This window comes from Janthinobacterium sp. TPC_1, assembly GCF_056037845.1.
On the sequence record NZ_CP195157.1, the window covers coordinates 1,677,166 to 1,702,729 of the forward strand.

General features: G+C 63.5%; 18 protein-coding genes, 1 tRNA gene and 7 pseudogenes. 14 read left to right on the top strand and 12 right to left on the bottom strand.

Features of this window, described 5'->3' with window-relative positions; all coding sequences use genetic code 11:
• Positions 1–3: 3 nt before the first annotated feature.
• The 4 genes and pseudogenes from ACQVLG_RS08130 (at position 4) to gabD (ending at position 4,427) form a co-directional block, all read left to right on the top strand.
• A complete protein-coding gene (locus ACQVLG_RS08130) occupies positions 4–1,566 on the top strand; it encodes a bifunctional 2-keto-4-hydroxyglutarate aldolase/2-keto-3-deoxy-6-phosphogluconate aldolase (protein WP_474293866.1) in 1,563 nt (520 codons plus the stop codon).
• Positions 1,567–1,686: 120 nt separating this feature from the next.
• Positions 1,687–2,053, top strand: a pseudogene (locus tag ACQVLG_RS08135) (CoA-binding protein).
• Positions 2,050–2,892 carry a PPK2 family polyphosphate kinase gene (locus tag ACQVLG_RS08140; protein WP_474293868.1) on the top strand — a complete coding sequence of 281 codons (843 nt, stop codon included), beginning with the start codon at positions 2,050–2,052 and terminating at the stop codon, positions 2,890–2,892. Before ACQVLG_RS08135 ends, ACQVLG_RS08140 begins: the two are co-directional and overlap by 4 nt.
• A gap of 80 nt (positions 2,893–2,972) precedes the next feature.
• On the top strand, positions 2,973–4,427 hold the full coding sequence (gene gabD, locus ACQVLG_RS08145) for an NADP-dependent succinate-semialdehyde dehydrogenase (RefSeq protein WP_474293870.1): 1,455 nt from the start codon (positions 2,973–2,975) through the stop codon (positions 4,425–4,427).
• Between the two features lie 6 nt (positions 4,428–4,433).
• Here gabD and ACQVLG_RS08150 read toward each other — a convergent pair whose 3' ends face one another.
• On the bottom strand, positions 4,434–5,360 hold the full coding sequence (locus ACQVLG_RS08150) for an extracellular catalytic domain type 2 short-chain-length polyhydroxyalkanoate depolymerase (RefSeq protein WP_474293872.1): 927 nt from the start codon (positions 5,358–5,360) through the stop codon (positions 4,434–4,436).
• 377 nt (positions 5,361–5,737) lie between these two features.
• Between ACQVLG_RS08150 and ACQVLG_RS08155 the strand changes: the two are divergent.
• Both ACQVLG_RS08155 and ACQVLG_RS08160 read left to right on the top strand, forming a co-directional pair.
• A pseudogene (locus ACQVLG_RS08155) lies at positions 5,738–6,344 on the top strand (glutathione peroxidase).
• A gap of 121 nt (positions 6,345–6,465) precedes the next feature.
• Positions 6,466–6,825, top strand: a complete 360-nt coding sequence (locus tag ACQVLG_RS08160; RefSeq protein WP_230540141.1) for a DUF1428 domain-containing protein — start codon at positions 6,466–6,468, stop codon at positions 6,823–6,825.
• On the opposite strand, the gene pabB is transcribed toward ACQVLG_RS08160, so the two are convergent.
• From pabB to ACQVLG_RS08175, 3 genes are all read right to left on the bottom strand, one after another.
• Positions 6,822–8,660 carry an aminodeoxychorismate synthase component I gene (pabB, locus tag ACQVLG_RS08165; protein ID WP_474293874.1) on the bottom strand — a complete coding sequence of 613 codons (1,839 nt, stop codon included), beginning with the start codon at positions 8,658–8,660 and terminating at the stop codon, positions 6,822–6,824. The two genes, ACQVLG_RS08160 and pabB, sit on opposite strands and share 4 nt — an antisense overlap.
• A 21-nt stretch (positions 8,661–8,681) precedes the next feature.
• The gene (gene slmA, locus ACQVLG_RS08170) at positions 8,682–9,257 is read right to left on the bottom strand and encodes a nucleoid occlusion factor SlmA (protein WP_474293876.1); all 576 of its coding nucleotides are present in this window, start codon (positions 9,255–9,257) and stop codon (positions 8,682–8,684) included.
• A gap of 102 nt (positions 9,258–9,359) precedes the next feature.
• Entirely contained in the window at positions 9,360–10,094 is a 735-nt protein-coding gene (locus ACQVLG_RS08175) for a pyrimidine 5'-nucleotidase (protein ID WP_230540143.1), read from the bottom strand.
• A gap of 90 nt (positions 10,095–10,184) precedes the next feature.
• Between ACQVLG_RS08175 and ACQVLG_RS08180 the strand changes: the two genes are divergently transcribed.
• Positions 10,185–11,054, top strand: coding sequence for a TraB/GumN family protein (locus ACQVLG_RS08180; RefSeq protein WP_474293878.1), 870 nt, complete (start codon positions 10,185–10,187; stop codon positions 11,052–11,054).
• Between the two features lie 143 nt (positions 11,055–11,197).
• Here the strand turns inward: ACQVLG_RS08180 and ACQVLG_RS08185 are convergent.
• Both ACQVLG_RS08185 and argB read right to left on the bottom strand, forming a co-directional pair.
• Positions 11,198–11,272: transfer RNA gene (locus tag ACQVLG_RS08185), tRNA-Thr, on the bottom strand.
• 40 nt (positions 11,273–11,312) lie between these two features.
• A pseudogene (gene argB / locus ACQVLG_RS08190) lies at positions 11,313–12,208 on the bottom strand (acetylglutamate kinase).
• A 231-nt stretch (positions 12,209–12,439) separates the two neighbouring features.
• On the opposite strand from argB, the gene ACQVLG_RS08195 reads away from it, so the two are divergent.
• The 4 genes and pseudogenes from ACQVLG_RS08195 (at position 12,440) to ACQVLG_RS08210 (ending at position 16,968) form a co-directional block, all read left to right on the top strand.
• A complete protein-coding gene (locus ACQVLG_RS08195; RefSeq protein WP_230540145.1) occupies positions 12,440–12,643 on the top strand; it encodes a cysteine-rich CWC family protein in 204 nt (67 codons plus the stop codon).
• A gap of 94 nt (positions 12,644–12,737) precedes the next feature.
• On the top strand, positions 12,738–14,894 hold the full coding sequence (locus ACQVLG_RS08200; protein ID WP_474293880.1) for an ATP-binding protein: 2,157 nt from the start codon (positions 12,738–12,740) through the stop codon (positions 14,892–14,894).
• Positions 14,895–14,916: 22 nt separating this feature from the next.
• The gene (locus ACQVLG_RS08205) at positions 14,917–15,786 is read left to right on the top strand and encodes a response regulator (RefSeq protein ID WP_474293882.1); all 870 of its coding nucleotides are present in this window, start codon (positions 14,917–14,919) and stop codon (positions 15,784–15,786) included.
• Between the two features lie 31 nt (positions 15,787–15,817).
• Positions 15,818–16,968 (top strand): annotated as a pseudogene (locus ACQVLG_RS08210) (response regulator).
• On the opposite strand, the pseudogene ACQVLG_RS08215 reads toward ACQVLG_RS08210, so the two are convergent.
• Positions 16,961–18,216, bottom strand: a pseudogene (locus ACQVLG_RS08215) (extracellular catalytic domain type 1 short-chain-length polyhydroxyalkanoate depolymerase). The pseudogenes ACQVLG_RS08210 and ACQVLG_RS08215 sit on opposite strands and share 8 nt — an antisense overlap.
• 84 nt (positions 18,217–18,300) lie before the next feature.
• Complete coding sequence (locus ACQVLG_RS08220) at positions 18,301–18,714, bottom strand: CopG family transcriptional regulator (RefSeq protein ID WP_034752801.1); 414 nt, start codon at positions 18,712–18,714, stop codon at positions 18,301–18,303.
• Between the two features lie 331 nt (positions 18,715–19,045).
• Here ACQVLG_RS08220 and ACQVLG_RS08225 point away from each other — a divergent pair, with 331 nt between their 5' ends.
• From ACQVLG_RS08225 to ACQVLG_RS08235, 3 genes and pseudogenes are all read left to right on the top strand, one after another.
• The gene (locus tag ACQVLG_RS08225; RefSeq protein ID WP_227742078.1) at positions 19,046–19,225 is read left to right on the top strand and encodes a DUF1289 domain-containing protein; all 180 of its coding nucleotides are present in this window, start codon (positions 19,046–19,048) and stop codon (positions 19,223–19,225) included.
• A gap of 8 nt (positions 19,226–19,233) precedes the next feature.
• Positions 19,234–20,157: an MBL fold metallo-hydrolase gene (locus ACQVLG_RS08230; protein ID WP_474293884.1), complete on the top strand. Its 924-nt coding sequence runs from the start codon at positions 19,234–19,236 to the stop codon at positions 20,155–20,157.
• Between the two features lie 100 nt (positions 20,158–20,257).
• Positions 20,258–21,213: pseudogene (locus tag ACQVLG_RS08235) on the top strand (NAD(P)H-dependent flavin oxidoreductase).
• A 111-nt stretch (positions 21,214–21,324) separates the two neighbouring features.
• On the opposite strand, the pseudogene ACQVLG_RS08240 reads toward ACQVLG_RS08235, so the two are convergent.
• From ACQVLG_RS08240 to ACQVLG_RS08255, 4 genes and pseudogenes are all read right to left on the bottom strand, one after another.
• Positions 21,325–21,905, bottom strand: a pseudogene (locus tag ACQVLG_RS08240) (hypoxanthine-guanine phosphoribosyltransferase).
• A gap of 63 nt (positions 21,906–21,968) precedes the next feature.
• On the bottom strand, positions 21,969–23,225 hold the full coding sequence (locus tag ACQVLG_RS08245; RefSeq protein ID WP_474293886.1) for a phenylacetate--CoA ligase family protein: 1,257 nt from the start codon (positions 23,223–23,225) through the stop codon (positions 21,969–21,971).
• A gap of 90 nt (positions 23,226–23,315) precedes the next feature.
• Positions 23,316–24,161 (bottom strand): ABC transporter ATP-binding protein, encoded by an 846-nt coding sequence (locus ACQVLG_RS08250; RefSeq protein ID WP_230540152.1) that lies wholly within the window; start codon positions 24,159–24,161, stop codon positions 23,316–23,318.
• 66 nt (positions 24,162–24,227) lie between these two features.
• Positions 24,228–25,547, bottom strand: a complete 1,320-nt coding sequence (locus ACQVLG_RS08255; protein WP_474293889.1) for an ABC transporter substrate-binding protein — start codon at positions 25,545–25,547, stop codon at positions 24,228–24,230.
• Positions 25,548–25,564 lie beyond the last annotated feature (17 nt).

Below are 25,564 nucleotides of genomic sequence, written 5' to 3' on the forward strand. Positions count from 1 at the left end.
AAAATGATGGGGACACAGGCCCAATTACTGGTCGATGCGCAGAATTTCCTGGGCGAGGGCGTGCGCTGGTGCGAGCGCAGCGGCCGCGTTTTCTGGACGAATATCGAAGGCTGCCAGCTGCATGCGCTGGTGCTGGCGACGGGCGAACGCCAGCGCTGGGACATGCCCGAGCGCCTGGCGTGCTTCGCGCTGACGGAGCGCGACGACGTGCTGCTGCTGGGCCTCGCTTCGCGCCTGGCGTGGTTTGACGCGCGCAGCGGGGCCGTCACGCCCTTGCACACGGTGGAGGGGGACTTGCCCATGACGCGCCTGAACGATGGCCGCTGCGACCGCCAGGGACGCTTTGTCTTCGGCACGCTCGATGAGCGCCCGTGCCGCGATGCGATCGCCGGTTTCTATCGCCTCAACCTGGACTTGAGCCTGGAGCGCTTGCCGCTGCCGTCCATCGCCATCTCGAACAGCATCTGCTTCAGCGTCGATGGCACGGCCATGTATTTCTGCGACTCGATGAAGAAGGCGATCTACCGCTGGGACGACTACCTGGGGGGCGACGCCAGCCGGGTGCGCGTGTTTGCTGTGCTTGATCCGGGGCCGGGCGCCGCCGATGGCGCCACCATCGATGCGCATGACCACTTGTGGAGCGCGCAGTGGGGGGCGGGCAGAGTATTGCGCTTCGCGCCGGACGGCAGCGTCGAGCGGGCGATCGCCTTGCCCGTCTCGCAGCCCAGCTGCGTGAGCCTGGGCGGCCCGCACTACGACGAATTGTTCGTCACGACGGCCCAGGAAAGCTTGAGCCCAGCCCAGCTGGCGGGCGAACCGCTGGCCGGCGGATTGTTTCATGCGCGCCAGGTGGGCGTGCGCGGTTTGCCGGAAGTGCGCTTGGCGCCCTGCCGGCCTGACAGGAGAGAGCAGATGCAAAAGCACATGGTTTTCAATGGCATTCTGGAGCGGGGCATGGTCGGTATCGTGCGTGCCGACTCGTCCGATGCGGCGCTGCAGATCGCTGAGGCGTGCATCGCCGGCGGCATCACGGCCCTGGAAGTGGCATTTACCACGCCCGACACCCTGGGCGTGCTGCGCACCTTGCGCGAACGCCACGGCCATGACGTGCTGCTGGGCGCGGGCACGGTGCTCGATACGGAGACGGCGCGCGCCGCCATCCTGGCCGGCGCCCAGTTCATCATCTCGCCCAGCGTGAACGTGGAGACCATCGCGCTGTGCCAGCGCTATCAGGTGCTGTCCATGCCGGGGGCGATGACGCCGACGGAGATCGTCACGGCCCTGCAGGCGGGCGCCGACATCGTCAAGGTCTTCCCCGCCGAGATGTTCGGCCCCGCCTACATCAAGGCCCTGCGCGCGCCCCTGCCGCAAGCGCCGCTGATGCCGACGGGCGGCGTGACGGTGGAGAACCTCGACGAATGGTTTGCCAGCGGCGCCGCGGCCGTGGGCATCGGCAGCAGCCTGAGTGGCCCGGGCGCCACGGGAGATTACGCGGCCGTGACGGCGCGTGCGCGCGCATTTGTGGCGAAGATGGCGCTGGTGCGCAGTTCTAGGTCTTCTGGATAGCTCCCTGCGCTGGATAATTCTGCTACGCTAGGCGGGCAATGTCGCACGCCTAACCACGCCCCGAATATGTCCAACATCGCCCGCATCCTGCAAGACAGCCGCATCATCGCCATCGTCGGCATGTCCGACAAGCCCGAACGCGCCAGCCACGAAGTGGCCGACTACCTGCTGCGGCATGGCTACCGCGTATTGCCCGTCAATCCGGCCCTCGCCGGGCGCGACGTGCTGGGACAGCGCGCCTACGCCACCCTGGCGGAAGCTGCGGCGGCCGTCGCGCCGGCGCGCATCGACATCGTTGATTGCTTCCGCAAGGGAAGACATTCTGCCCATCGCCGGGGAAGCAATTGCCGTCAAGGCCGGGTGCCTGTGGCTGCAGCTCGATATCATCAACGAACAGGCGGCGCAACTGGCGCGGGCGGCTGGGCTGGAGGTGGTGATGGACCGTTGCACAAAAATCGAGCACCGCAAGCTGGCGGTGGCGGCATGAAGGCGCGCACGCAGTTTCGCGCCGGCCAGGGCTTCGACCTGAACGAGGAATTCGCCGGCAAGCGCCTGCTGGGCGCCGCCACCAAGGCGGCCAACAAGAAGCTGACGCCGGCCCAGTGCAAGGCCATCGATCGCGAGGAAACCGTGGCCCTGACGGCGCAGATCGCCGAGTGCCAGAGCATGCTGTACGCGCAGCGCAAGAAAAAAGTGCTGCTGGTCCTGCAGGGCATGGATACCTCGGGCAAGGATGGCACGGTCAAGGCCATCTTCAGCAATATCAATCCGATGGGCATTCGCGCCGTGGCCTTCAAGGGCCCCACCGATATCGAACTGGCGCACGATTACCTGTGGCGCGTGCACCAGCACGTGCCGGTGAAGGGCGAGATCGCCATCTTCAACCGCAGCCATTACGAGGATGTGCTGATCACGCGCGTGCAGGACATGATCGACAAGGCCGAATGCCAGCGCCGCTACGCGCAGATCCGCGATTTCGAGCGCATGCTGAGCGAAACGGGCACCGTCATCCTGAAAGTCTTCCTGCATATCTCGAAGGACGAGCAACGGGGACGGTTGCAGGAGCGGCTCGACGATCCCGACCGCCAGTGGAAGTTCGATCCCAACGATATCGCCCAGCGCAAGAAATGGGATGGCTACCAGCGCGCCTATGAAACGGCGATCCGCGAGACGGATGCCGATCATGCGCCGTGGTACGTGGTGCCGTCCAATTCCAAGACGCAGCGCAACCTGGTGGTGGCCTCGCTGCTGCTGGAAACCTTGCAGGGCATGAAGCTGGAATACCCGGCGCCGGACCCGAAACTGTCGTCTTTCAAGGTCGAGTAGTTCCGCGCATCGCCTGCGGAATCGGCCGCGCTGTGGCATAGTATCCCTCGTCGATAATTCAAACCAGACCGGAGATCCATATGCTGCAGTTGAAAGATCCTACCTTGTTGCGTCACCAGGCTTACGTGAATGGAGCCTGGGCGGATGCCGATGGTGGCCAGACGATTAATGTGAGCAATCCCGCCACGGGCGAGCATATCGGCACGGTGCCCCTGATGGGCGCGGCCGAGACGCGCCGCGCCATCGAGGCGGCCAATGCCGCCTGGCCCGCCTGGCGCAAGAAGACGGCCAAAGAGCGCGCGGCCGTGCTGCGCCGCTGGCATGACCTGATCCTGGAAAACGCCGACGACCTGGCGCTGATCATGACTACCGAGCAGGGCAAGCCCCTGCCGGAAGCGAAGGGCGAAGTGCAGTTCGGCGCCTCGTTCATCGAGTGGTTTGCCGAAGAAGGCAAGCGCGTGGCGGGCGATACCCTGCAGTCGCCGTGGCCCGACCGCCGCCTGGTCATCACCAAGGAGCCGATCGGCGTGTGCGCCGCCATCACGCCGTGGAATTTCCCCGCCGCGATGATCACCCGCAAGGTCGGCCCGGCCCTGGCCGCCGGCTGCCCGATGGTCCTCAAACCTGCCGAAGCGACGCCGTTTTCCGCGCTGGCGCTGGCCGTGCTGGCCGAGCGCGCAGGCGTGCCTGCGGGCGTGTTCAGCATCGTCACGGGCGCGCCGAAAGACATCGGCGGCGAAATGACGTCGAATCCCATCGTGCGCAAGCTGACGTTTACGGGCTCGACCCAGGTGGGCCGTCTGCTGGCGGAACAGTGCGCACCGACGATCAAGAAACTGTCGCTGGAACTGGGCGGCAATGCGCCGTTCATCGTCTTCGACGACGCCGACCTGGATGCGGCCGTGGAAGGCGCCATCGCCTCGAAATACCGCAACGCGGGCCAGACTTGCGTCTGCGCCAACCGCCTGTACGTGCAGGACAGCGTGTATGACGCGTTTGCCGAAAAACTGGTGGCCGCCGTGGCCAAGCTGAAGGTCGGCAATGGCATCGAGGCCGGCGTCACGCAGGGCCCGCTGATCGACGCCAAGGCCGTGGCCAAGGTGGAAGAGCACGTGGCCGATGCCTTGGCCAAGGGCGGCCGCCTGCTGGCCGGCGGCAAGCGCCATGCGCTGGGTAACGGCTTCTTCGAGCCGACCATCATCGCCGACGTGACGAACGACATGCGCGTGGCCACCGAGGAAACCTTCGGCCCGCTGGCGCCCCTGTTCCGCTTCAAGACCGATGATGAAGTGATCGGGCTGGCGAACAACACGGAATTCGGTCTGGCCGCCTACTTCTATTCGCGCGACATCGGCCGCATCTGGCGCGTGGCCGAAGGCCTGGAAACGGGCATGGTCGGCGTCAACACGGGCCTGATCTCGAACGAGATCGCGCCCTTCGGCGGCGTCAAGCAATCGGGCCTGGGCCGCGAAGGGTCGACGTATGGTATCGAAGATTATTTAGTCATCAAGTACATCTGCATGGGCGGTATCTGACGCCGTTCAATGTGAGCCGCGGCGCGCAGCCAACCTGTCCAGCATGCCCTTGACCGCTTCCATCTGCGTGCCGCTCTTGCGGTAGAAATCCGGATCGATCGGATTGATGCTGGTATAGCCCCAGAAATCCCAGCAGCCTTTCGGGTTGTACGGATAGACGGGGCTCGGTTCGGCCTGCGGATACAGCACGATGATCTTGTTGGCGTCCGCCACCTGGTTGTAGCCGGTGCTGGTATAGAAACGGTCGCCGATGGCTTGCGTCGTTTGCAGGCAGCCGTGGAACACCACGTGCACGCGGCAGCTTTCGCTGTCGCAGGCTTTCGGGATGTAGGCATAGCCCGTATTGTTCATGCTGGAATACGCGTTCTGGATGAAGCTGCGCTGGTTGAAGGCGATCAGCTTGCCCGTCAGGGTGGTCGACGAGGGCTGCAAGTCCGGGTACAGGTGCTGCAGGATGTCGCGCGCCTGCACGAAGTCGCAGTCGTTGATGAACGGCGAGTCCGTCACGGCGCAGGGCTTGTCCTGATTGTTGTCGGTGATGATGGCATGGCCCGCGCCGACCGTGTCGACGAAGCGGATTTGCGCCGCCGGCGTGCCGGCCAGTTGATAGAACTTTCCTACCTGTTCCACCACCGGCCGCGTCACGGTCTGGTCTTTCGTTCCGCTGAACAGATATACGCGCTGGCGTTTCAGGTTGGCCGTGTCGTCGATGAGACGGGCCTGCGCAAAATCGTTCGCCGCGCGCAGCAATTCGCTGGCCACGGGCGGCGCCACTTGCGAGCTGCCTGGATTCATGCAGGTGGTCAGGGCATTCGTCAGGTAGGGAATATACGGGAAGCGGCCCGGCTGGCCCGAGCAGAAATACGGGCCGCCCGCGATGATGCCGGCGCCGGCGACGGTGGCCGAGTAGGCGACGGCAAACTGCGCCGCCATGAAGCCGCCCGAGGACACAGGCCGGACACCGTGGTCTGGCTCAGGTCGGCCTGGTAGGCAGGCAGGGCGGCAGCGTCCTTGCTCGCGGCGGGTTTGACGGCTTTGGCAGCCGTGGCGGCGTGGGCGCTTGCTGGCGCCAGGATGAGCAGGCTGGCGGCCAGCAGGGGGGTGGGTAATACGGTCAGGTACGGGAAGGGCATGGCAACTCCACAAGGCAAGGGCAGGAAGGCCGAGCATAGGTAAAAAAACTGTGCTTTGGGAAAGTACTGCACTATCGTTGATATCGCTCAAGTTAATGCTGTTGTTGTTCGTCTTGTACGCGTGCGCGGTGTTTGGCATAGAATGGTTTTTTTTCCTTCTCGACCATGGTGCCCTTCATGTCCAAGACCCTTGCCCAGTTGTTTGCGCTGACCACCTTTGCCGCCAGTGCCAGCCTGGCCGTGCCCGCCCATGCCGCCCATGCCGCCCATGCCGCCGAAGCCGCTGTCGCCGCGCCAGCCGCCTGTCCTGCCATTTTTGAAACAGACCTTCAAGCGCTTGCAGGATGAAGCGCCGCAAAACCTGTGCCAGTACGCGGGCAAGGTCGTGCTGGTGGTCAATACCGCCAGTTATTGCGGTTTTACCAATCAGTACGAAGGGCTCGAGGCGCTGTATGCCAAGTACGGCAGCAAGGGCCTGGTGGTGCTGGGCTTCCCGTCGAACGATTTCGGCAAACAGGAGCCGGGCAACAGCAAGGAAATCGCCGATTTCTGCTACAACACCTATGGCGTGAAGTTCCCCATGTTCTCCAAATCGGTGGTTTCCAGCCCCGCGCCGAATCCGCTGTACGTGGACTTGATCAAGCAGACGGGCAAGACGCCGGCCTGGAATTTCCATAAATACCTGATCGACCGCCACGGCAAGGTGGTGGAAAGCTTCCCCAGCAAGGTAACGCCGGACGACAAGAAACTCGTTGGCGCGGTGGAAAAAGCGCTGGCGCTGTAAGGTGCCGACACAAGCAGGCTTGAACGCCTGCTTTTTTTTTTAATGCCGTGCTTGTCGTCTTGCCATCATTGTTCTAAGCTGGTTGTTCGTGTTTGTCAAAACAACCATCAAGGAGATCATCATGGCGTATGTCGATGGATTTGTGGTGCCCGTACCGAAAGCCAAGCTCGATACCTACCTGGCCATGTCGCGTGCTTGCGGCGCCGTCTGGCGCGAATATGGCGCGCAGGAATTTCGCGAATGCGTGGGCGACGATGTCAAGCCGGGCAAGCTGACCTCGTTCCCGCAGGCAGTGGACTTGCAGGATGGCGAAGTAGTGGTGTTTTCCTGGATCGTGTTCGAATCGCGCGCCAAGCGCGATGAAATCAACGACAAGGTCATGAAAGACCCGCGCCTGGCCGAGATGATGGATCCGGCCAAGCTGCCGTTCGATGGCAAGCGGATGATCTATGGCGGCTACGAAATGCGCATTGACGCTTAAAGGATGAGCTTGGCGGGCATCGCCCCGCGCAGCGCATTGCACACGACAATTGCCTCGGCCCGCGCCAGCATGGCGCGTGTGATGACGGTTTCCTGCGCATCCCAGGCAGGATCGGCCAGCATGGTCGTGCGCTGCACGCCGGGCAGCAGGCCGCAGGACAGGGGCGGCGTGTGCCAGCGGCCGTCCAGCTTCACGAAGACATTGCTGCGCCCGCCCTCCGTCAGCTCGCCCCGTTCGTTAAAGAACAGCATGTCGAAGCCGCCTTGCGCTTCGGCAGCGCGCCACGCCGCGTCATAGCGCGCGCGCACGCTGCTCTTGTGGCGCAGGAACAGGTCGTCGGCCACGGTGGCGTCGGGCGCCAGCAGGATGGTGACCGTGTCCGGCAAGGCGGTGAGGGCACCGCTTTGCGTCGTGAACCGGCCATCCTGACGCAGCGCCAGGCGCAGGCGGAAGGGTGCGTCGTCGGGGCGTGCCGCGCAGGCCGCGTGCAGCGCCGCGCGGGCAGCGTCCGCATTCCAGGCAAAACCGAAGTAGGCGCAGGACGCGGCCAGGCGCGCCAGGTGGCGCTCCTGCTGGCGGCAGCCGCCGGCCCGGTTCGCGTACAGGGTCTCGAACAGTTCGAAGTCATTGCCCAGCCCCGTCAGGAAGCGGGCCTTGAGCTGGCACTCCGCAAATTCCTCGCCCGGGTCGCTGTCGAGGACGATGCCGGCGCCCACGCCCATCTCGCCGCGCCGCAGGCCGCCAGGGCCGGCCGGTTGCAAGGCCAGCGTGCGGATCGGCACGGACATGCAAAAGTCGCCCACGGCGTGGGCGGCGCTGGCGGCTGGCGGATCGAACCAGCCGATGGCGCCCGTGTAGATGCCGCGCGGCGCCGGTTCCAGTTCAGCGATGATTTCCATGGTGCGGCGTTTCGGTGCGCCCGTGATCGAGCCGCACGGGTACAAGGCCTGGAAAATGTCGGCCAGACTGGCATCGTCGCGCAAACGCGCCTGCACGGTGGATGTCATTTGCAGCACGCTGCTGTAGCGCGTCACCTGGAACAGGGCCGGCACCTTGACGGAGCCCGTGGCGGCGATGCGGCCGATGTCGTTGCGCAGCAGGTCGACGATCATCAGGTTTTCCGCGCGGTTCTTCGGGTCGCTGGCCAAGGCGGCGGCGCGGCGCGCGTTTTCCTCCGTCTGTTCAGGCGCGGCGGCCGGCGCCGTGCCTTTCATCGGGCGCGCCGTCAGCTCGCCCTGCGCATGGCGCACGAACAGTTCCGGCGACAGCGACAGCAGGGCGCCGCCGTCGGGCAGCATCACCAGCGCGCCGTATGGCACGGGCTGGCGTTCCCGCAGCCGCGCATACAGTGCCAGGGGCGAGCCGAAGGCGTCGAAGCGCAGCCGATACGTATAGTTGACCTGATAGGTGTCGCCAGCCATGATGTAGTCGTGGATGCGCCCCAGCGCGCGCGTGAATTCGGCCTGATCCACGTTCGCGCGGATGCCGGCGATGCCGGCCGGCGTTTCCATCGCCGGCGTACGTGCGGCCAGCCACTGCAGCACCTCGTCCTGCGACAGCTGGGTGCAGTGTTCGAAGACGAGCACCTGCGCCAGCGGCGGCGCATCCGGGCCGGGGGCGCGCAGCGGCATGGCCAGCAAGTGCGCGCCCAGCTCGTAGCTGCACACGCTGACGGCGTACTGGCCGCGTTCCAAGGCCGCTTGCAGCCCTTCGAGCAGGGCCGGCCACTGTTCCCCCTCGCTGCACCGCAGGACTGCCGCCAGGCCCGTGTACAGGCGCGAACCGGCGCCGGGCGTGCTGGCGTCGTCGAGCAGGGCGAAACAGTCGGTATGCATGGGGGCAGCCGCGGCGGTGACCTACCTCAGCAGCATGGCGATTTGCAGCGCCGCTTCCTGGGATGGATTGATCTTGAAGCCGCTCTTGGCGTAGCGGTGCCAGCGTCCGATGACGAAGCTGACGATCAGGGTGGCGCGCGCCGCCACTTCGCTTTCCTTGCCATGGCCTTCGGCGGCGGCCACGCGCAAGGCCTGCTTGAGCGCCAGCTCCACGCGGTCGTAGAACTGGTTCATGCGCACTTGCAGGCGCTCGTCCTCATTGACCAGGGCGTCGCCGATCAGCACGCGCGTCATGCCCGGATTGCTGATGGCGAAATTGAGCAGCATGCCGATGATGTCGCGCGTCTGCGTCATGCCGTCGCTGTGCTTTTCAGCGATCTGGTTGATCAGGCCGAAGACGCTCGACTCGATGAATTCGATCAGCCCTTCGAACATTTGCGCCTTGCTGGCGAAATGGCGGTACAGGGCCGCTTCCGAGACGGCCAGCCTGGCCGCCAGTGCGGCGGTGGTGATCTTTTCGCCTTTCGGCTGCTCCAGCATTGCGGCGAGGGCCTGAAGAATTTGTAGCCTGCGTTGGCCCGGCGGTGTGCTTGCCATATTTTCTCTTGTCGTTAAAAAAAATGCTGCCTTGATGGGGAGGTCCGTCACCGCCGCTAGCGGTGCGGCTTCCGGCGTCAGCCGCAAGCCCAGGAGTCCCCTTCAACGCAGACGGTGAAGGCGGCGTGCCAAATGCCGGACAGATTTTACTTTGACATCGACGTAAGCGGGGCGATTTAACGCCTTGGGCAGCTTCGCCACGCCGATCGGATCGGCCATTTTCAGGTATTGCGTGACCCAGGCCGTGCGCAGGCCCAGTCTTTTTGCGCCCTTCAGGTTGGCGAGGGTGTCTTCCACCAGGATGCAGCGGCCAGGGCGGACCTGGTGCTTGCGCATCAGTTTGCGCAGCATCAGGGTCGATGGCTTGGGCCGCAGCTGGCGGTGCACCTGCATCGCCTCGATGGCAACGTGGTGTGAAAAGTGCCGGCGCAGTCCCAGGTGGCGCATCACGTCGCTCGAATAGCGCAGCGGCGCGTTGGTGAGTAAAATTTTACGGCCAGGCAGGCGTTTGAGTAAAGCCCCCAGCCCCCGTTCGGCGCGTATCATGGCGCGCAAATCGTCGAAGGCGTGCGTCTCGTGTAAAAAATGCGCGGCCTGCACCTGATGGTGCTTGACCATGCCCAGCAAGGTGGCGCCATAGCGGCGCCAGTAAGCCGCGCGCGCTGCATTGACGATGGCGTCGTCGGCCGGCGTCACGCCGTCGCCCAGCACCCGGGCAATATACGTGTTCATATTGGCCGTGATGGTGGGGAAGATGGCGTGCGAGGCATTGTGCAGCGTGTTGTCGAGGTCAAACAGCCAGACCGGCGACGAGCGGTTAAGATGGGACACAGGCACGAGAGTCTTTGCTAGCGAGAGAAGATGAAAAATTCAACAATCAGGAAAACCATGCGACGCCAGATTATAGTGATGTTTTGCGGATTATTCTTGCTGCCGTTGCAGGCGGCCTTCGCCGAGGCGCCACCCGTGGCGCAAAACCGGGGCGCCCTGTTCAAGGTGCAGGACGCGGGCCACACCCTGTATCTGTTCGGTACCATCCACGTGGGCGCGCCCGATTTTTATCCGCTCGAACCGACCGTGACGCAGGCGTTGCTCCAGGCAGGGGCGCTGGCGCTGGAGATCGATCCCGGCGCCGATCCGCGTAAGGCTGTGAGCGCCGTGCTGAAATACGGCATGGAGGCTCCGGGCAGCAAGGTGCCTGCCGACTGCCGCCAGACCTTGGCCCCGCGCCTGGCGCCGCTGTTGCAAAAATACGGCATTCCAGCCGAGTCGGTGGAGCCGATGAAGCCGTGGATGCTGGCCAGCATGCTGGCCATCGGCGAGTTTTCCACCCTCGGCTACCGCTCCGACCTGGCCGTCGACAATTATCTGTCGCAGCAGGCCAAAGCGCGCAAGATCCCTGTGCTGGAACTCGAATCGATGGAAGGCCAGATGGCGCTGTTTGGCGCCATGTCGCCCGGCGACCAGTGCCGCTTCCTGGAAGACGGCGTGGCGTCGATCGAGGACCAGGAACAAAGCCAGGAAGCGCGCGAGATCGCCGATGCCTGGCGCAACGCCGACGCGGCCGCCTTCGACAAGCTGGCGGCAAAGGCAGCGACAGACCCCTCGTTCGCCGCGCAATTCGTGCAAAAGGTGTTGCTGGACGGCCGCAACCCGGCCCTGGCCGACGGCATCGCCAAGCTGCTGGCGCGCGAAAAGCACAGCCTGGCCGCCATCGGCGTGCTGCACCTGGTCGGAGCGAAAAGCGTGCCGGATTTATTGCGTCAGAAGGGCTTGAAGGTCGAGCGGGTGTATTGAAACGCGGAGGCGATGCGGGCGACAGATAGCAGAGCAGATGGAAAAATGTTCAGGGCAAGGCGTACTGACGAAGACAGTATGAATGTACGGCGAGGAAGTACAACGCCGCCATGGGCATTTTTACAGCTGCGGGGAAAGGATACTGGTGCCCTTGACGTGGATCGAACACGTGGCCTCTCCCTTACCAAGGGAGTGCTCTACCACTGAGCTACAAGGGCATAAAAAATCGGCGCTGGGTGAATTGCGCCGAATTATTTTTTAGTGCGAACGGATCATAGTACCAAAAGCCTGCTCGGTCAACACTTCCAGCAATAATGAGTGTGTTCGATGCGGCCATCGATGATGTGCACCGTGTTCACGCCGGACTTGGCGGCGTCGAGCGCGGACGAGATCTTCGGCAGCATGCCGCCCGAGATCGTGCCGTCGGCGAACATCTCGTCAATTTCACGCGCCGACAGGTCGGTCACCAGGTTGCCCTGCTTGTCCTGGACACCGGCGATGTTGGTCATCATGATCAGCTTTTCCGCTTTCAGGATTTCCGCGATCTTGCCAGCTACCACGTCGGCGTTGATGTTGTAGGCCTGGCCATCCTGGCCGAAACCGATCGGCGAAATGATGGGAATGAAGGCGTCGTCCTGCAGCGCCTTGACGACGGCCGGGTTGATCGCGTCGATCTCGCCGACAAAGCCGATGTCGAGGAATTCGCCCGGATGTTCGCGGTCCGGCATCTGCATCTTGCGCGCGCGGATCAAGCCGCCATCCTTGCCCGTCAGGCCCACGGCCTGGCCGCCGTAATGGTTGATCAGCATGACGATATCCTGCTGCACTTCGCCGCCCAGCACCCACTCCACCACTTCCATGGTTTCTTCATCGGTGATGCGCATGCCTTGCACGAAGGTGCCTTGCTTGCCGATTTTTTTCAGCGCGTTGTCGATCTGCGGTCCGCCGCCGTGCACCACGACCGGATTCATGCCGACCAGCTTGAGCAGGATGACGTCGCGCGCGAAGCCGTGTTTCAGGCGTTCGTCCGTCATGGCATTGCCACCGTATTTGATGACGATGGTCTTGCCATGGAAATTGCGGATGTAGGGGAGGGCCTCGGCCAGAATCTGCGCCTTGATTTGCGGCGACACCGCCGTCAAGTCGTCATTCATGTCCAGGTTCAAGTTAGCTAGTTGATTCATGGCGAGTCCGGAAAATAGATTTGTGCGATTTTACAGGGAAGAAGAAAATCCTGGAGGCATTATAGGGCGATCTTGTTGTATTTTCCCTGATGATCCTATAGTCTGGCCCGATATGTTCCCCAGCCAGCCCTTTTACTGCCCGTTACATCTGCGTCGCATTCCGGCGCAGCATGACACACACTTGTCAATTCAAACATAGCCATGAGCCAGTGCAGCCTGTGCGGCGCCACTTTCCAGTGTGGCCAGCTTGACCCGAACGCCAAGGAACCCTGCTGGTGCGTCGCCCTGCCGCCGGCCGTTCCCGTACCCGGCAGCGCTGCCGTGGGCTGCTGGTGTCCCGCCTGCCTGCAAGAGCGCATCGCCACCCTGGCGTCCCCTGCAAAAGCCATAACGTCGGCTAAATAAGTGCTTCGGCATGCAATTGCTTTGCAATAAACCTTGCATTCCGTAGGGGAATACGTTCAGACTTCGATTTTTAAGAATTTCTTATAGGAAAGTTATGCGCTTCAGGGATATCCGCATCGGCGTACGCATCAATGCCGGTTATGCCATTCTGATCGTGCTGATGCTGGTCGTCATCGTCCTGGCGGGTAGCCGCATCTATGCCATCCGCGCCGAGACCGACGATATCCTGCAGCGCGACTGGGTCGCCGCCAAGGCCACCAGCAAGATCCATGGGCTGGCGCGCGAGGCGGCCACGCGCATCGCCAGCCTGCCTGGCCAGAACCGGCTGGCGCTGCGTCGGGCGAATCAGGCGCGCCTGGAAGCGATCAAGCAAGGCATCGATGAGCAGGTGCGCATCCTCGACGGTCTCGATGCGCGGCCCGAAGAACGGCGCCTGCTGGAACAGATGCATCTTGCGCGTGCCGAGTACTATGGCTCGCTCAAGGCGATGTTCGAACTGGTCGAGCGCGGCGAGGATGCCCGCGCGGAGCAGGCCATGCAGACGCAGACCTTGCCGGTGCTGGAAAAAGTGCTGCTGTACGTGGGCCAGCTCGACGACCTGCAGCAGCAACTGATACGCGACAGCGCGGCCAGGATACGCAACGACATCGATACGTCGCTGCTGCTGATGGGCGGCATCGGCCTGGCGGCCCTGCTGACGGGCCTGGCCTTTGCCTGGTCGGCGCGCTCGATCACGCGCCCGCTGGGCGAGGCGGTGGCGATCGCCACGCGCGTGGCCAACGGCGACCTCAGTTCCGTCATCGAAGTGACGTCGCGTGACGAGACGGGCGAATTGCTGCAGGCGCTCAAGGACATGAGCACCAGCCTGGCCGTCGAGCAGGACCTGCGCCATGCCGTCGAAGTGGCCGAGGATGCGACCAAGATGAAGTCGGACTTCTTGGCCAATATGTCGCATGAGATCCGCACGCCGATGAACGGCATCATCGGCATGACCCACCTGGCGCTGCAGACGGAGCTCACGTCAACCCAGCGCAACTACCTGGAGAAGGTGGAATCGGCCTCGAAGAACCTGCTGGCCATCATCGACGACATCCTCGATTTCTCGAAGATCGAGGCCGGCAAGATGGCCTTTGAAAAAGTCGATTTCTTCCTCGAGGACGTGCTGGCGCAGATCGCCGACCTGTCCGTGATGCGCGCGCAGGACAAGGGCCTCGAACTGCTGTTCGACATCGCCCCCGACGTGCCGAACGCCTTGCAGGGCGACCCGCTGCGCCTGGGCCAGGTGCTGATCAACCTGACCAACAACGCCATCAAGTTTACGGACAAGGGCGAGATCGTCGTCACCATCCGCCTGCAGCAGCTGGAAGAACATGCGGCTGTCTTGCGCGTGGACGTGCGCGACACGGGCATCGGCCTGACGCCGCCCCAGCGCAGCAAGTTGTTCCAGGCATTTACCCAGGCCGACACCTCCACCACGCGCCACCATGGCGGCACGGGCCTGGGACTGACCATCAGCAAGCGCCTGGTGGAAATGATGGAAGGCGAGATTGACCTGGTCAGCGAAGCGGGCGTGGGCAGCACCTTTTTCTTCACGGCCCGCTTCGGCCTGGCAGCCGTGCCGCGCGACAGCCTGCTTGCTCCGCAGCGCTTTGAGGGCCTGCGCGTGCTGGTGGTCGACGACAACCCCAGCGCGCGTGAAATCTTCGTCAGCATGCTGACGGCGCTGGGCTTCGAGGCGCGTGCGGTGTTTGGCGGCGTGCTGGCCATCGGCGCCGTGGCGCAGGCGCGCGCCGAGGGGCGCCCGTACGGGCTGGTGCTGATGGACTGGAAAATGCCGGGCATGAACGGCCTCGATACCCTGGCCGGCATCCGTGCCGATGCCGCCGACATCGATGCCACGCCGGCCTGCATCATGGTCACGGCCTTCCATCGCGAAGCGCTGCTGGAAGCGGCGCGCCAGCGGGACTTACCGCTCGACGGCGTATTGAACAAGCCGGTCAGCGCCTCGACCCTGCTTGACCAGATATCGTTCGTGTTTGGCGGCGTGACGGGGCAGAGCCGCAAGACGCAGCGCCAGAGCAGCTATCGCGACGATGAACGCGCCCTGCGCGGCGCCTGGCTGCTGCTGGTGGAGGATAATGAAGTGAACCAGGAAGTGGCGCAGCATATTCTCAACGACGCCGGCATCCGTGTCGACATCGCGGGCAATGGCGCCATCGCGTTGGCGAAGATCGAGAAAAAACGCCTATGACGGCGTGCTGATGGATTGCCAGATGCCGGTAATGGATGGCTACCAGGCCACCCGCAAGCTGCGCCAGGATCCCCGTTATTCCAATTTGCCCGTGATTGCCATGACGGCCAATGCCATGGTCGGCGACAAAGAGAAATGCCTGGACGCCGGCATGAACGATTTCATCGCCAAGCCGATCGATGTGGCGCAGCTGTTCGGCACTCTGGCGCGCTGGATTGCGCCGGCCATGCCGCAGGAAGTGGCGGCGGTGGTGACCCAGCCGGAAGCGGAGCTGCCGGTGATCTCCGGCCTGAAAATGACGGAGGCCATGCGCCGCGTGGGCGGCAATGCCGTTTTGATGCGAAAATTGCTGGACCGTTTTGTGGAAACCCAGTTCGATGCCATGCAGCGCATCGTTGCCGCCATCGAGAACAATCAGCTCGAGACGGCCATCCGGGAAGCGCATACCCTGAAGGGCCTGGCCGGCAATATCGGCGCCGGCGGCCTGGCCGACAGTGCCGCGCGGGTCGAGCATTTGCTCAGCCTGGGCTCGCACGACGGCTTGCCGCAGGCGCTGGCCGCCTGCACGCTGGCGCTCGACGAGCTGGTGCCGAAGATCGTGCTGGCGATGCAGTCGCGCAGCAATGCGGCCGAGGCGGGCGGCGCGCCGGTGGCGCACGTGGCACCGGTGGACCGGATGCGTCTGGAAGCGGGCTTGCGCGAATTGTCGCAGCTGCTGCAGCAGGACGATGCGCAGGCCGTCAAGCACCTGGACGGCATCGGTCCCGTGCTGGTCGCGGCGGGGCAGGCGGAACATGCCCGCCAGTTGAAACGCATGCTGGGGCAATACGATTTCGAAGGTGCGCTGGCGCAGCTGGGCGAGGTGGCCGATGCGCTGGAGCTGACACTGTGACAAGGATAACTATGCAGAGCGAAGGACGGGCATGAAAGCGCCGGCAAGCAAGCCAACCATCCTGGTGGTCGATGACACACCAGACAATATCGACCTGTTGCGCGCGGTGCTGGAAGACGATTACCGCACCAAGATCGCCGTCAATGGCGAGCGTGCCCTGAAGATCGCCGCCGGCAGCGACCAGCCCGACCTGATCCTGCTCGACATCATGATGCCGGGCATGAGCGGCTACGACGTGTGCCGCGCGCTGAAGGCCGATCCCGCCACGGCCGGCATACCCGTCATTTTCGTGACCGCCATGAGCGAAGTGGCCGACGAGCAGCTGGGCCTCGCCCTGGGTGCCGTCGACTACATCACCAAGCCGATTTCGGCGCCCATCGTGCTGGCGCGCATCAGGACGCAACTGGCGATGAAGCAGATGCAGGATTTTTTGCGCGACCAGAACCAGTACCTGGAAACGGAAGTGGAGCGCCGCGTGCAGGAAGTGGCGGCGCTGCAGGACGTCACGATCCACGCCATGGCTTCGCTGGCCGAGACGCGCGACAGCGAGACGGGCAACCATATCCGCCGCACCTCGCACTACCTGAAGCGCTGGCGGAGAAGGTGCGCAGCCTGCCGCGTTTCCGCGATTTTTTGACGGACAAGAATATCGAACTGCTGTTCAAGACGGCACCGCTGCACGATATCGGCAAGGTGGGCATCCCCGACCATATCCTGCTCAAGCCGGGGCGTTTCGAGCCGCACGAAATGGCCATCATGAAAACGCACACCACCTTGGGGCGCGACGCCATCCTGGCGGCCGAGCATGAGCTGGGCATCGAAGTCGATTTCCTCAAGTACGCGAAAGAGATCGCCTACAGCCACCATGAAAAATGGGATGGCAGCGGCTACCCGCAAGGCCTGGCTGGCGAAGCCATCCCGATTTCGGCGCGCCTGATGGCGCTGGCCGACGTGTACGACGCCCTGATCAGCCGGCGCATCTACAAGCAGGGCATGGACCACGCGCAGGCAGTGCAGATCATCGTCGAAGGGCGCGGCACGCATTTCGACGCCGAGATCGTCGACGCCTTCCTGCAGATCCAGGACCAGTTCATCGCCATCTCCAACCGCTATGCCGATGGCGTGTGCGAGATCGCCGACAAGCAGCGGCAGATCGCGCCATACACCGAAAACATCAGCTGACGGTCTTGAAGAAGCGCAGCATCTCGCGGCTGGCGTCCGGCCCTTTGCCGTCCGTATAACTGCCGTTGTTGCTGCCGCCGGACCAGGCATGGCCGGCACCGTGGATGACCCAGTGTTCTCCCAGCGGCGAGCCATCGGCCTGGCTGTGCGTGGTGCGCGTGTAGCGGTGGCCGTTCGGCACGCTGCCGTCGACGGATGCGGCCCTGGCCGCCTTGCCGCCCGCCTGGCTGCGCACGCCCTGGGCGATCAGTTCATCGCCATTGCGCGGGTTGACGGTGGTGTCGCGGTCGCCGTGAAAAACGATGATGGGCACGCCGCCCGCCGGCGCCTTGCGCTGGGCATTGGGCATGGCGCCGCCCTTCATGGCTGCCAGCGCCGACGGCAAGTCCTGCGCCGAAGCGAAGGGGGCAGTCCCGAATGCACGCCGACGGCGGCAAACAGGTCGGGGTACAAGGTGCCGACGATGACGGCCATGGCGCCGCCCGCCGATAGGCCGGCGACGAACACTTCGCGCTCGTTGACCGGGTAGTCGTCGATGACTTGCTGGGCGATGCCGGCGATCAGCGACGGCTCACCCTGGTCGCGCTGCTGGTCGATGGCGTTGAACCAGTTCCAGCAGCGCGAACTGTTGGCGCCCTGCGTTTGCGCCGGGTAGACGACAAAACACTCCTTTTCTTCGGCCAGCGCATTCATTTGCGTGCCGGCGGCGAAATCGTCGGGATTTTGCGTACAGCCGTGCAGCATGACGATCAGCGGCATGGCCTGGCCGTGATAGCTGCTGGGGATATACAGCTTGTACGAACGCGTACCCGCATGGTTGCGGTACACGCCGTCGATGAACTGCGCGCCAGCGGGTATTTCCGCCGGCGTGGCAGCCGGCGCGTTGAAGCCGGGCGGATGGAAATTCGGCAGCTCGAAGCTGGGCATGTCGAAGCTGTGCTGGCCCAGGCCGGCCGGCACGCCCAGGCGCGCCATGAAATCCTGCGCGAAGTCCTGCGCCGCCTGCGCGGGCGTGGGTGGAGCGGCAGGCGCTTCTGGCGCAGCTTCCGTTTGCGGCTGCCCGGCCCGGGCCTGCGCTGGTGCCGGTGGTGGCGCTGGTGGCTGATTAATGTCGCGCATCGGCTGCGGTGGCGGCGCTTGCGTGGCTGCCGCCGGCGGCCTCAGGCCGGCCGCAGACAGCGCCTGCTGGATCGCTTCGGTGGCGGCGGCAGGGCCGCTGCCCATCAGATTACGGGTCGCTGCGCGCATCTGCGCCAGCATGTTGAGAGGTAGTTTCATGACCATCCTTAACGGTGCCGCGCATCGGCCGGGTCATCGCCGCAAACCAATACGCTAGTGAATTCGCCCTGCGAGCGCCGTCTTGACGACGGTGCTGGCGTGCAGGGCACCTAATACGAAAATAGACTCGATGGTGGCCAGTGCCAGTTCCACGGAGACGTCGCTGGCGATGCTGGCCAGTCCCAGCACCTGGATCTGCAGGCGCTGGCCGGCTGCCTGGATCGCTTCCAGGTCGGCGCGCGAATAGTGCTGCATGCCCAATACCAGGCTTTTACGGGCGACGGTCTGTTTCACCACGTCGGCGTGGGTGCCCAGCTGGTTGCGTATGGCCGTACGGATCAGATCCGTGCGGTTGGAATAAAATCCCTCCTGAACCAGCAAATCGATCTGCCCCAGGTCGATCAAGCCGAGGTTGATCGTGATTTTCTCGGATTCCCCAATTTTGGGCTTGCTGTCTTGCTTGGCCATATCTCTCCAAAAACTCCACGTGGCATCCATTTGCCATCTGTATGGATGGTAGTATAGTTGTGTAATATCTCAAGTCAAGCAGGATCTGGCCTGATCGGGGTGTAGGACGGGCACCCGCAGAGTGAGAATGTGTGAAAAATATATTTCCGTAAGAGCGGTTGTTGATCATTGTTTCGCTGGAAAATATATTCACGGAAACATTGCAGGGCGATGCCATCAACTCGCCGGCGCCGTTTCGCGGCATAATGAAAGCCTTCACGTTTACCGATGCCGCTCCATGATGGTCGCTACCCCACCTCCGCCAGCCGTTCCGCTCCCTTTGCCGTCCCCGGTGCCGTCGCCCTGCGTCAGCCTGTGCAAGATGAACCGCAACAGCGGCTTGTGCGAAGGTTGCTTGCGCACGCTCGACGAGATCATCGCCTGGAGCAAGGCCGACGACGACTTCAAGCGCGCCGTCTGGGCCGAATTGCCAGGCCGTGAATCGCTGCTCGATTTCGAGCCCGACTACTGAGTAAGCCCATGCCGCGATCGCCAGCGCTGTTCCCCGATGCCATGCAGGTGTTCGAACGCGGCTGGCTGTCGTCGAACAACATCCTGTTTCAGGGGAAGGATGGCACGGCCCTGATCGACAGCGGCTATGTCACGCATGCGCCGCAAACCCTGGCCCTGCTGCGCCATAGCCTGGCCGGCCGTCCCCTGGACCGCCTGTTCAATACGCACCTGCACTCCGACCATTGCGGCGGCAACGCGCTGCTGCAAGCGCAATACGGCTGCCATACGGCCATACCCGTGTCGGAAGCGGACAAGGTGCGCGCGTGGGATGCCGATGCCCTGAGTTTCCAGGCCACGGGCCAGCAATGCCCGCGCTTCAGCTTTGACGCCACCGTCTCGCCCGGCGACACCTTGACCTTGGCCGACATGGCCTGGCAGGCGCTGGGTGCACCGGGCCACGACCCGCACTCCCTGATTTTTTACTGCGCCGACGAGGGCATCCTCATTTCCGCCGACGCCCTGTGGGAAAACGGCTTTGGCGTGATCTTCCCGGAACTCGATGGCGGCTCCGGCTTTCTGGAAGCGCGCGCCACCTTGGACCTGATCGCCGGGCTGGACGTGCGCGTCGTCATTCCCGGCCACGGGCGGCCCTTCACGGATGCCGCCGGCGCGCTGCAGCGCGCGTATTCTCGTCTCGATTACCTGGCGTCCGACCCCGTGCGCAATGCGCAGAATGCGGTGAAAGTGCTGCTGAAATTCTTGCTGCTGGAACGCCAGCGCATCGCCCTGGCCGCAATACCGGCCCTGCTGCGCGGCATGCCCATCTTCGAGGAGGCCAACCGGCGTTTCCTGCGCCAGGAAGCGGATGCGCTGGCCGAGTGGGCCGTCGCGCAGCTATGCAGGGCTGTAGCGGCGCGTGTCGAGGGTGAGTACTTGCTCAATGATGGCTGAAGCGGGTCTGCGATAAATTCAGCACGATCGTACTTTTTCTGCACTATAATCAACGTTCAGTGTGTCTTTCACGTCCGATCAACTTTCCAGCGAGTCCGCCATGGCATTGCCTGTTGCGTTGCAAAACCTCTCCTTACCCGTTATCGCCTCGCCGATGTTCATCGCCAGCGGCCCGGCCCTTGTCGCGGCGCAGTGCAAGGCCGGCATCGTCGGTTCCTTCCCCCTGCCCTGAACGCGCGTCCCGCCGAATTGCTCGACACGTGGCTGACCGACCTGCAGGCCGAACTGGCCGCCTTCCAGGCCGCCAATCCCGATAAAAAAGTGGGGCCGATCGCCGTCAACCAGATCGTGCACCAGTCGAACGACCGCCTGGCGCACGACGTGGAAGTGTGCGTGAAACACCAGATTCCCATCATCATTTCCTCGCTGCGCGCGCCGCCCAAAGAAATGCTCGACGCCATCCACAGCTATGGCGGCATCGTGCTGCACGACGTGATTTCGATCCGTCACGCGAAAAAGGCGCTGGAAGCGGGCGTCGATGGCTTGATCCTGGTCGCCAGCGGCGCCGGCGGCCATGCGGGCACCCTGTCGCCGTTCGCGCTGGTGGGCGAAGTGCGCAAATTCTTTGACGGTCCGCTGGCGCTGTCGGGCTCCATCGCCACGGGCGACGCCGTGCTGGCCGCACAAGCGATGGGCGCCGACTTTGCCTACATCGGCTCGCGCTGGCTGGCGACCAAGGAGTCGAACGTCAGCGATGGCTACCGCGACGCCATCGTGGATTCAAGCGCGGCGGACATCGTCTACACGAACCTGTTTACGGGCGTGCACGGCAATTACCTGAAAAAATCGATCGAAGCGGCCGGACTCGATCCGGAAGCCTTGCCCGAAGCGGACAAGAGCGCGATGAATTTCGGCTCCGGCAGCGCCAAAGCCTGGCGCGACATCTGGGGCGCGGGCCAGGGCGTGGGCTTGATGGACGACGTGCCCAGCGTGGAAGAGATGGTGGCGCGCCTGAAGGCCGAATACGATGCGGCACGCGCGCGGTTGAAGCTGTAAGCTGGTGGTAGTGTCGGATTACGCGCTGCGCGCTAATCCGACCTACGTCCGACCTGCCGCGTCAACCATGGGTAGGTCGGATTAGGCCAAAGGCCGTAATCCGACAAATCCTTACTCCTGCTTCAAATCCTCAGGCTTGATGGCCCACAAACCCGGCAGGTTGCGCAGTAGCCGTATGCATCCATGCCGAAGCCGACGACGAAGCGGTTCGGGATCACCAGGCCGACGATGTCCGCCTGCACGGGCTTTTTCTTGCCGATGGCCTTGTCGGCGAAGACGGCCAGGATGACTTCCGAGGCGCCCATGTCCAGCAGGCGCTGCTTGACGTGCGCCAGGGTTTCGCCTTCATCGAGGATATCGTCGAGCACGATGACGGTGCGGCCCGCTACGTTCGAGCGGGGGATGACTTTCCACACCACCTCGCCGCCCTTGTCGTCGTCGCCGTAGCGGCTGACGTGGATGTAGTCGAATTCGAGCGGGAAGCTCAGTTGCGGCAGCAGGCTGCCCGTAAACACGACGGCGCCGCCCATCACGCCCAGCACCAGCGGGAATTCCTTGGAATCCGCGGCGTTGAAGCGCGTGTTGAGTACATCGGCCATGCGCGTGATCGACGCCTGCACGGTATCTTGGTCGAACAGCAGTTCCGCGTTCTTGATCAGGTCACGGGCACGGTTGTGATGAAATTCTTGCATGGACTCTTGCATGGCGATGAATGGGGCTGATGGTCAATGCCGGTATTATCCCGCAAATTGGCCTTATTTGTAATCGCGCATGTCGTCGATGATTTTCCCATCCTGCGCCAGACTGCCCACTGCCACCAGCACCACGTCGCCCCGCAGCTTGGTCAATTCGCGGATCGAAGCGACGATCGCTTCCACGCCGCTGGCGTCCGCCGGATCGTCGACTTCGCAATGCAAGGCCATCTCGTCGTTGGCCATGCGCCCCGATACCACCAGCCGCGCCTTCCTGATTTGCGGGTGGCGGCGCGCGATGTCATGCACCTGCGACGGATGCACGAACATGGCGCGCACCTTGGTGGTTTGATCCGCGCGACCCATCCAGCCTTTGATGCGCGTATTCGTGCGGCCGCACGGCGACTCCGGCGCATCGACCAGCTCGGCCGACAGATCGCCCGTGGCAAAGCGGATCAGCGGGTAGTCGGCATTGAAGACGGTGACGACGACTTCGCCCACCTCGCCCGGCGCGACGGGAATGCCGCTGCCCGGATGGACAATCTCGAGCAGCACATTTTCGTCGACGACCATGCCGGGATTGAGCTTGCCATTGCTGGCCGTTTCATAGGCGATGCTGCCGATGTCGGCCGAGGCATAGGTCTGGAACACGTGCGGCACGCCGTTCTCGGCAAACCAGCTGCGCAGGGATTCGGGCAAGGCTTCGGCGCCCATCACGGCCTTGGTGACGCTGCTGATGTCGGCACCCATTTCGCGCGCCTTCTCGATGATCAGTTTTAAGAAGGACGGCGTGCCGATGTAGGTGTCGGGCTTGAGGTCGGCCATCGCCTGCACCTGCATTTCCGTCTGGCCGATGCCGGCCGGGATGACGGTGCAGCCGATGCGCGCGGCGCCCCCTTCGACCATGAAGGCGGCTGGCGTGAAGTGATACGAGAAGCAGTTCTGCAGCAGGCCGCCGGCGCGCACGCCGGCCGCATACATGGGCCGCGCGAAGCGCCACCAGTCGGGGCCGCGGCCTTCCGGATCGAAGATGGGGCCGGGCGAGACGAACACGCGCGACAGGGCCTTTTTCGGCGTCGTGTTCAAGCCGCCGAACGGCAGCTGCGCGTGCTGCAATTGCTTGAGGTCGGACTTGCGCGTCACGGGCAGCTGCGCCAGCGCGGCGCGGCTGGTGATGCCGGCCGCGTTGACGCCGTCGAGGATGCGGGCCCAGCCCGGCGCCTGTTGCGCGCGCGCGATCAGCTGCGGCAGGCCGGCCATCAATTCGCGTTCGCGCGCCTCGGCGGTGCGCGTTTCCAGACTGTCGAGCGTATCGTTCATGTCAGTCATTCTCCATTTGTCAGTGCGTGTTGATCCGCACGCCAGGCCATCAGGACCGCCGTGCGCGTTGCAGCCAAGGGTTTTGATGGATCAGGCCAGCCAGCGCTTGCGGCGGCGGTAGAACTTCATGTCGCGGAAGCTCTTGCGCCCGGCGCCGGAGACGCCCAGGTAAAACTCCTTGACGTCTTCGTTGCTGGCCAGTTCCTGGGCTTGTCCTTCCATCACGACGCGCCCGTTTTCCAGGATGTAGCCGAAGTCGGCGTAGCGTAGCGCCACGTTGGTGTTCTGTTCGGCCAGCAGGAAAGAGACGTTTTCCTGGTGGTTCAGGTCCTTGACGATGCCGAAAATCTCTTCAACGATCTGCGGCGCGATGCCCATCGAGGGCTCGTCCAGTAAAATCATTGACGGCTTGGCCATCAGCGCGCGGCCGATGGCGCACATCTGCTGTTCGCCGCCCGAGGTGTAGCCGGCTTGGCTGGCGCGCCGCGTCTTGAGGCGCGGGAAATAGTGATACACCTTTTCCAGCGCGTCTTTCAGCTCGCCGCGCGACAGGCTGCGCGTATAGGCGCCCGTCAAGAGGTTTTCCTCGATGGTGAGATGGCCGAAACAGTGCCGGCCTTCCATCACCTGCGACAGGCCGCGCTTGACCAGTTCATTCGGCGTCAACTGGTCCACGCGCTCGCCCTTGAACTGGACTTCGCCCTTGGTGACGTCGCCGCGTTCGCCGCGCAGCAGGGTCGAGATGGTCTTCAGGGTGGTCGACTTGCCGGCGCCGTTGGCGCCCAGCAGCGCCACGATCTTGCCTTGCGGCACTTGCAGCGACACGCCCTTCAGGACCAGGATCACGTGGTCGTAGATGACTTCGATATTGTTCACCGACAGGTAGGGCGGCGGCGCGTCCGGCTTGATCGGGGCTTGCGTGGCAGAGTGGGTCATGGCTGCTTCTTTAAAATGTTAAACACGGGACCGGCGTTGGCCGGTCCGGTTCCTCTCGCTACGGCATTACTTCATGCACGCCGGCGTGATCTTTTTCTCTTCGGCGTACTTGCCGGACGATTCCTCGACCAGCTTGCGCACCAGGGCCTTGTCGCCGACGATCCATTTCGGCGTGATGGCGGTCCACTTCTTGCCATCCCACTGCTGCACTTTCACGGCACCCGAGCCTTCATGGTCGTCGCAGCTGGTTTTCACGGTGGGGAACATGCCCAGCGCGCCCACGGCCTTTTGGCGCGCATCGTCGACGTTCAGGTTTTCCAGGCCCCAGCGCATCTGCTCGCCCGTGATCGGTTTTCCCTTGCCGAATTTTTCCTGCGCCGTGCGAATCGCTTCGACCCACAGGATGCCGGCCGTCACGCCGCGCATGTGGTACACGGAGCCGATGCGCGACTGGTCGGACAGGTTGCCCTTGCCGGAGGCGTAGAGTTTTTTGCGGATGTCGTCGAGAACGGGGTAGTTGCCCGGCGTATTAAAACTCATCGCCGTGTAGCCCTTGGCCGCGTCGCCCGATGGAATCGTGTCTTCTTCGGAACCGGCCCACCACACGCCCAGCATCTTGTCGCGCGGGAAGCCGTTGCGCTGCGCCGTCTTGATGGCGACGGAGTTCATCACGCCCCAGCCCCACAGGATCACGTGGTCCGGCTTGGCCTGTCGGATTTGCAGCCATTGCGATTGCTGTTCGCTGCCAGGCGGCGCGACGGGAATCTTGATCAGCTCAAAGCCGTACTGTTTCGACAGCGCTTCAAGCACAGGCAGCGGCTCCTTGCCAAAGGCCGAATCGTGGTACAGGTGCACGATCTTTTTGCCTTTCAGCTTGTCCATGCCGCCATCCTTGTCACCCAGGTATTTGATCATGGCGGCGGCCTGGCTCCAGTAGCTGGAGATCAGCGGATACACGTACGGGAAGACCTTGCCGTTGGCGGCGTCCGAGCGGCCGTAGCCGATCATCGTCATGGGGATCTTGTCCTGCGCCACGCGGTCCAGGATGCCGTAGGCGACACCCGTTGACAGGGTTTCGACCAACGTGGCGCCGCCCTGCTTGGTTTTCAGGCGTTCATAGCATTCGACGCCGCGCGAGGGGTTGTATTCGGTTTCGCACTCTTCCCAGCTGATCTTGACGCCATTCACGCCGCCGGCCTGGTTGACCAGGTTGAAGTAGTCGATGATGCCGCCGTAGAAACCGGAGCCGCCGGCCGCGTACGGTCCCACGCGGTAGGACGGCAGGGCGATGTACTGTTCCTTGTCCTGCGCCTGGGCGCTGCCGGCCATGGTGAGTGCGGCACTGGCGATGGCGGCGGCCAGCATGAGCGATTTGATGTGTTTCATTGTGTGTCTCCTCTTGT

Excerpts from the sequence above, each read along its gene's own strand:
- ACQVLG_RS08230 (WP_474293884.1), top strand. The coding sequence starts at position 19,234 with ATGCCGCGATCGCCAGCGCTGTTCCCCGATGCCATGCAGGTGTTCGAA.
- ACQVLG_RS08195 (WP_230540145.1), top strand. The coding sequence starts at position 12,440 with ATGAGCCAGTGCAGCCTGTGCGGCGCCACTTTCCAGTGTGGCCAGCTT.
- ACQVLG_RS08150 (WP_474293872.1), bottom strand. The coding sequence starts at position 5,360 with ATGGCGGCGCAGTTTGCCGTCGCCTACTCGGCCACCGTCGCCGGCGCC.
- ACQVLG_RS08255 (WP_474293889.1), bottom strand. The coding sequence starts at position 25,547 with ATGAAACACATCAAATCGCTCATGCTGGCCGCCGCCATCGCCAGTGCC.
- ACQVLG_RS08245 (WP_474293886.1), bottom strand. The coding sequence starts at position 23,225 with ATGAACGATACGCTCGACAGTCTGGAAACGCGCACCGCCGAGGCGCGC.
- ACQVLG_RS08160 (WP_230540141.1), top strand. The coding sequence starts at position 6,466 with ATGGCGTATGTCGATGGATTTGTGGTGCCCGTACCGAAAGCCAAGCTC.
- ACQVLG_RS08140 (WP_474293868.1), top strand. The coding sequence starts at position 2,050 with ATGAAGGCGCGCACGCAGTTTCGCGCCGGCCAGGGCTTCGACCTGAAC.
- ACQVLG_RS08250 (WP_230540152.1), bottom strand. The coding sequence starts at position 24,161 with ATGACCCACTCTGCCACGCAAGCCCCGATCAAGCCGGACGCGCCGCCG.
- ACQVLG_RS08205 (WP_474293882.1), top strand. The coding sequence starts at position 14,917 with ATGCCGGTAATGGATGGCTACCAGGCCACCCGCAAGCTGCGCCAGGAT.
- pabB (WP_474293874.1), bottom strand. The coding sequence starts at position 8,660 with ATGCATACCGACTGTTTCGCCCTGCTCGACGACGCCAGCACGCCCGGC.
- ACQVLG_RS08220 (WP_034752801.1), bottom strand. The coding sequence starts at position 18,714 with ATGGCCAAGCAAGACAGCAAGCCCAAAATTGGGGAATCCGAGAAAATC.
- slmA (WP_474293876.1), bottom strand. The coding sequence starts at position 9,257 with ATGGCAAGCACACCGCCGGGCCAACGCAGGCTACAAATTCTTCAGGCC.
- ACQVLG_RS08200 (WP_474293880.1), top strand. The coding sequence starts at position 12,738 with ATGCGCTTCAGGGATATCCGCATCGGCGTACGCATCAATGCCGGTTAT.
- ACQVLG_RS08130 (WP_474293866.1), top strand. The coding sequence starts at position 4 with ATGATGGGGACACAGGCCCAATTACTGGTCGATGCGCAGAATTTCCTG.
- gabD (WP_474293870.1), top strand. The coding sequence starts at position 2,973 with ATGCTGCAGTTGAAAGATCCTACCTTGTTGCGTCACCAGGCTTACGTG.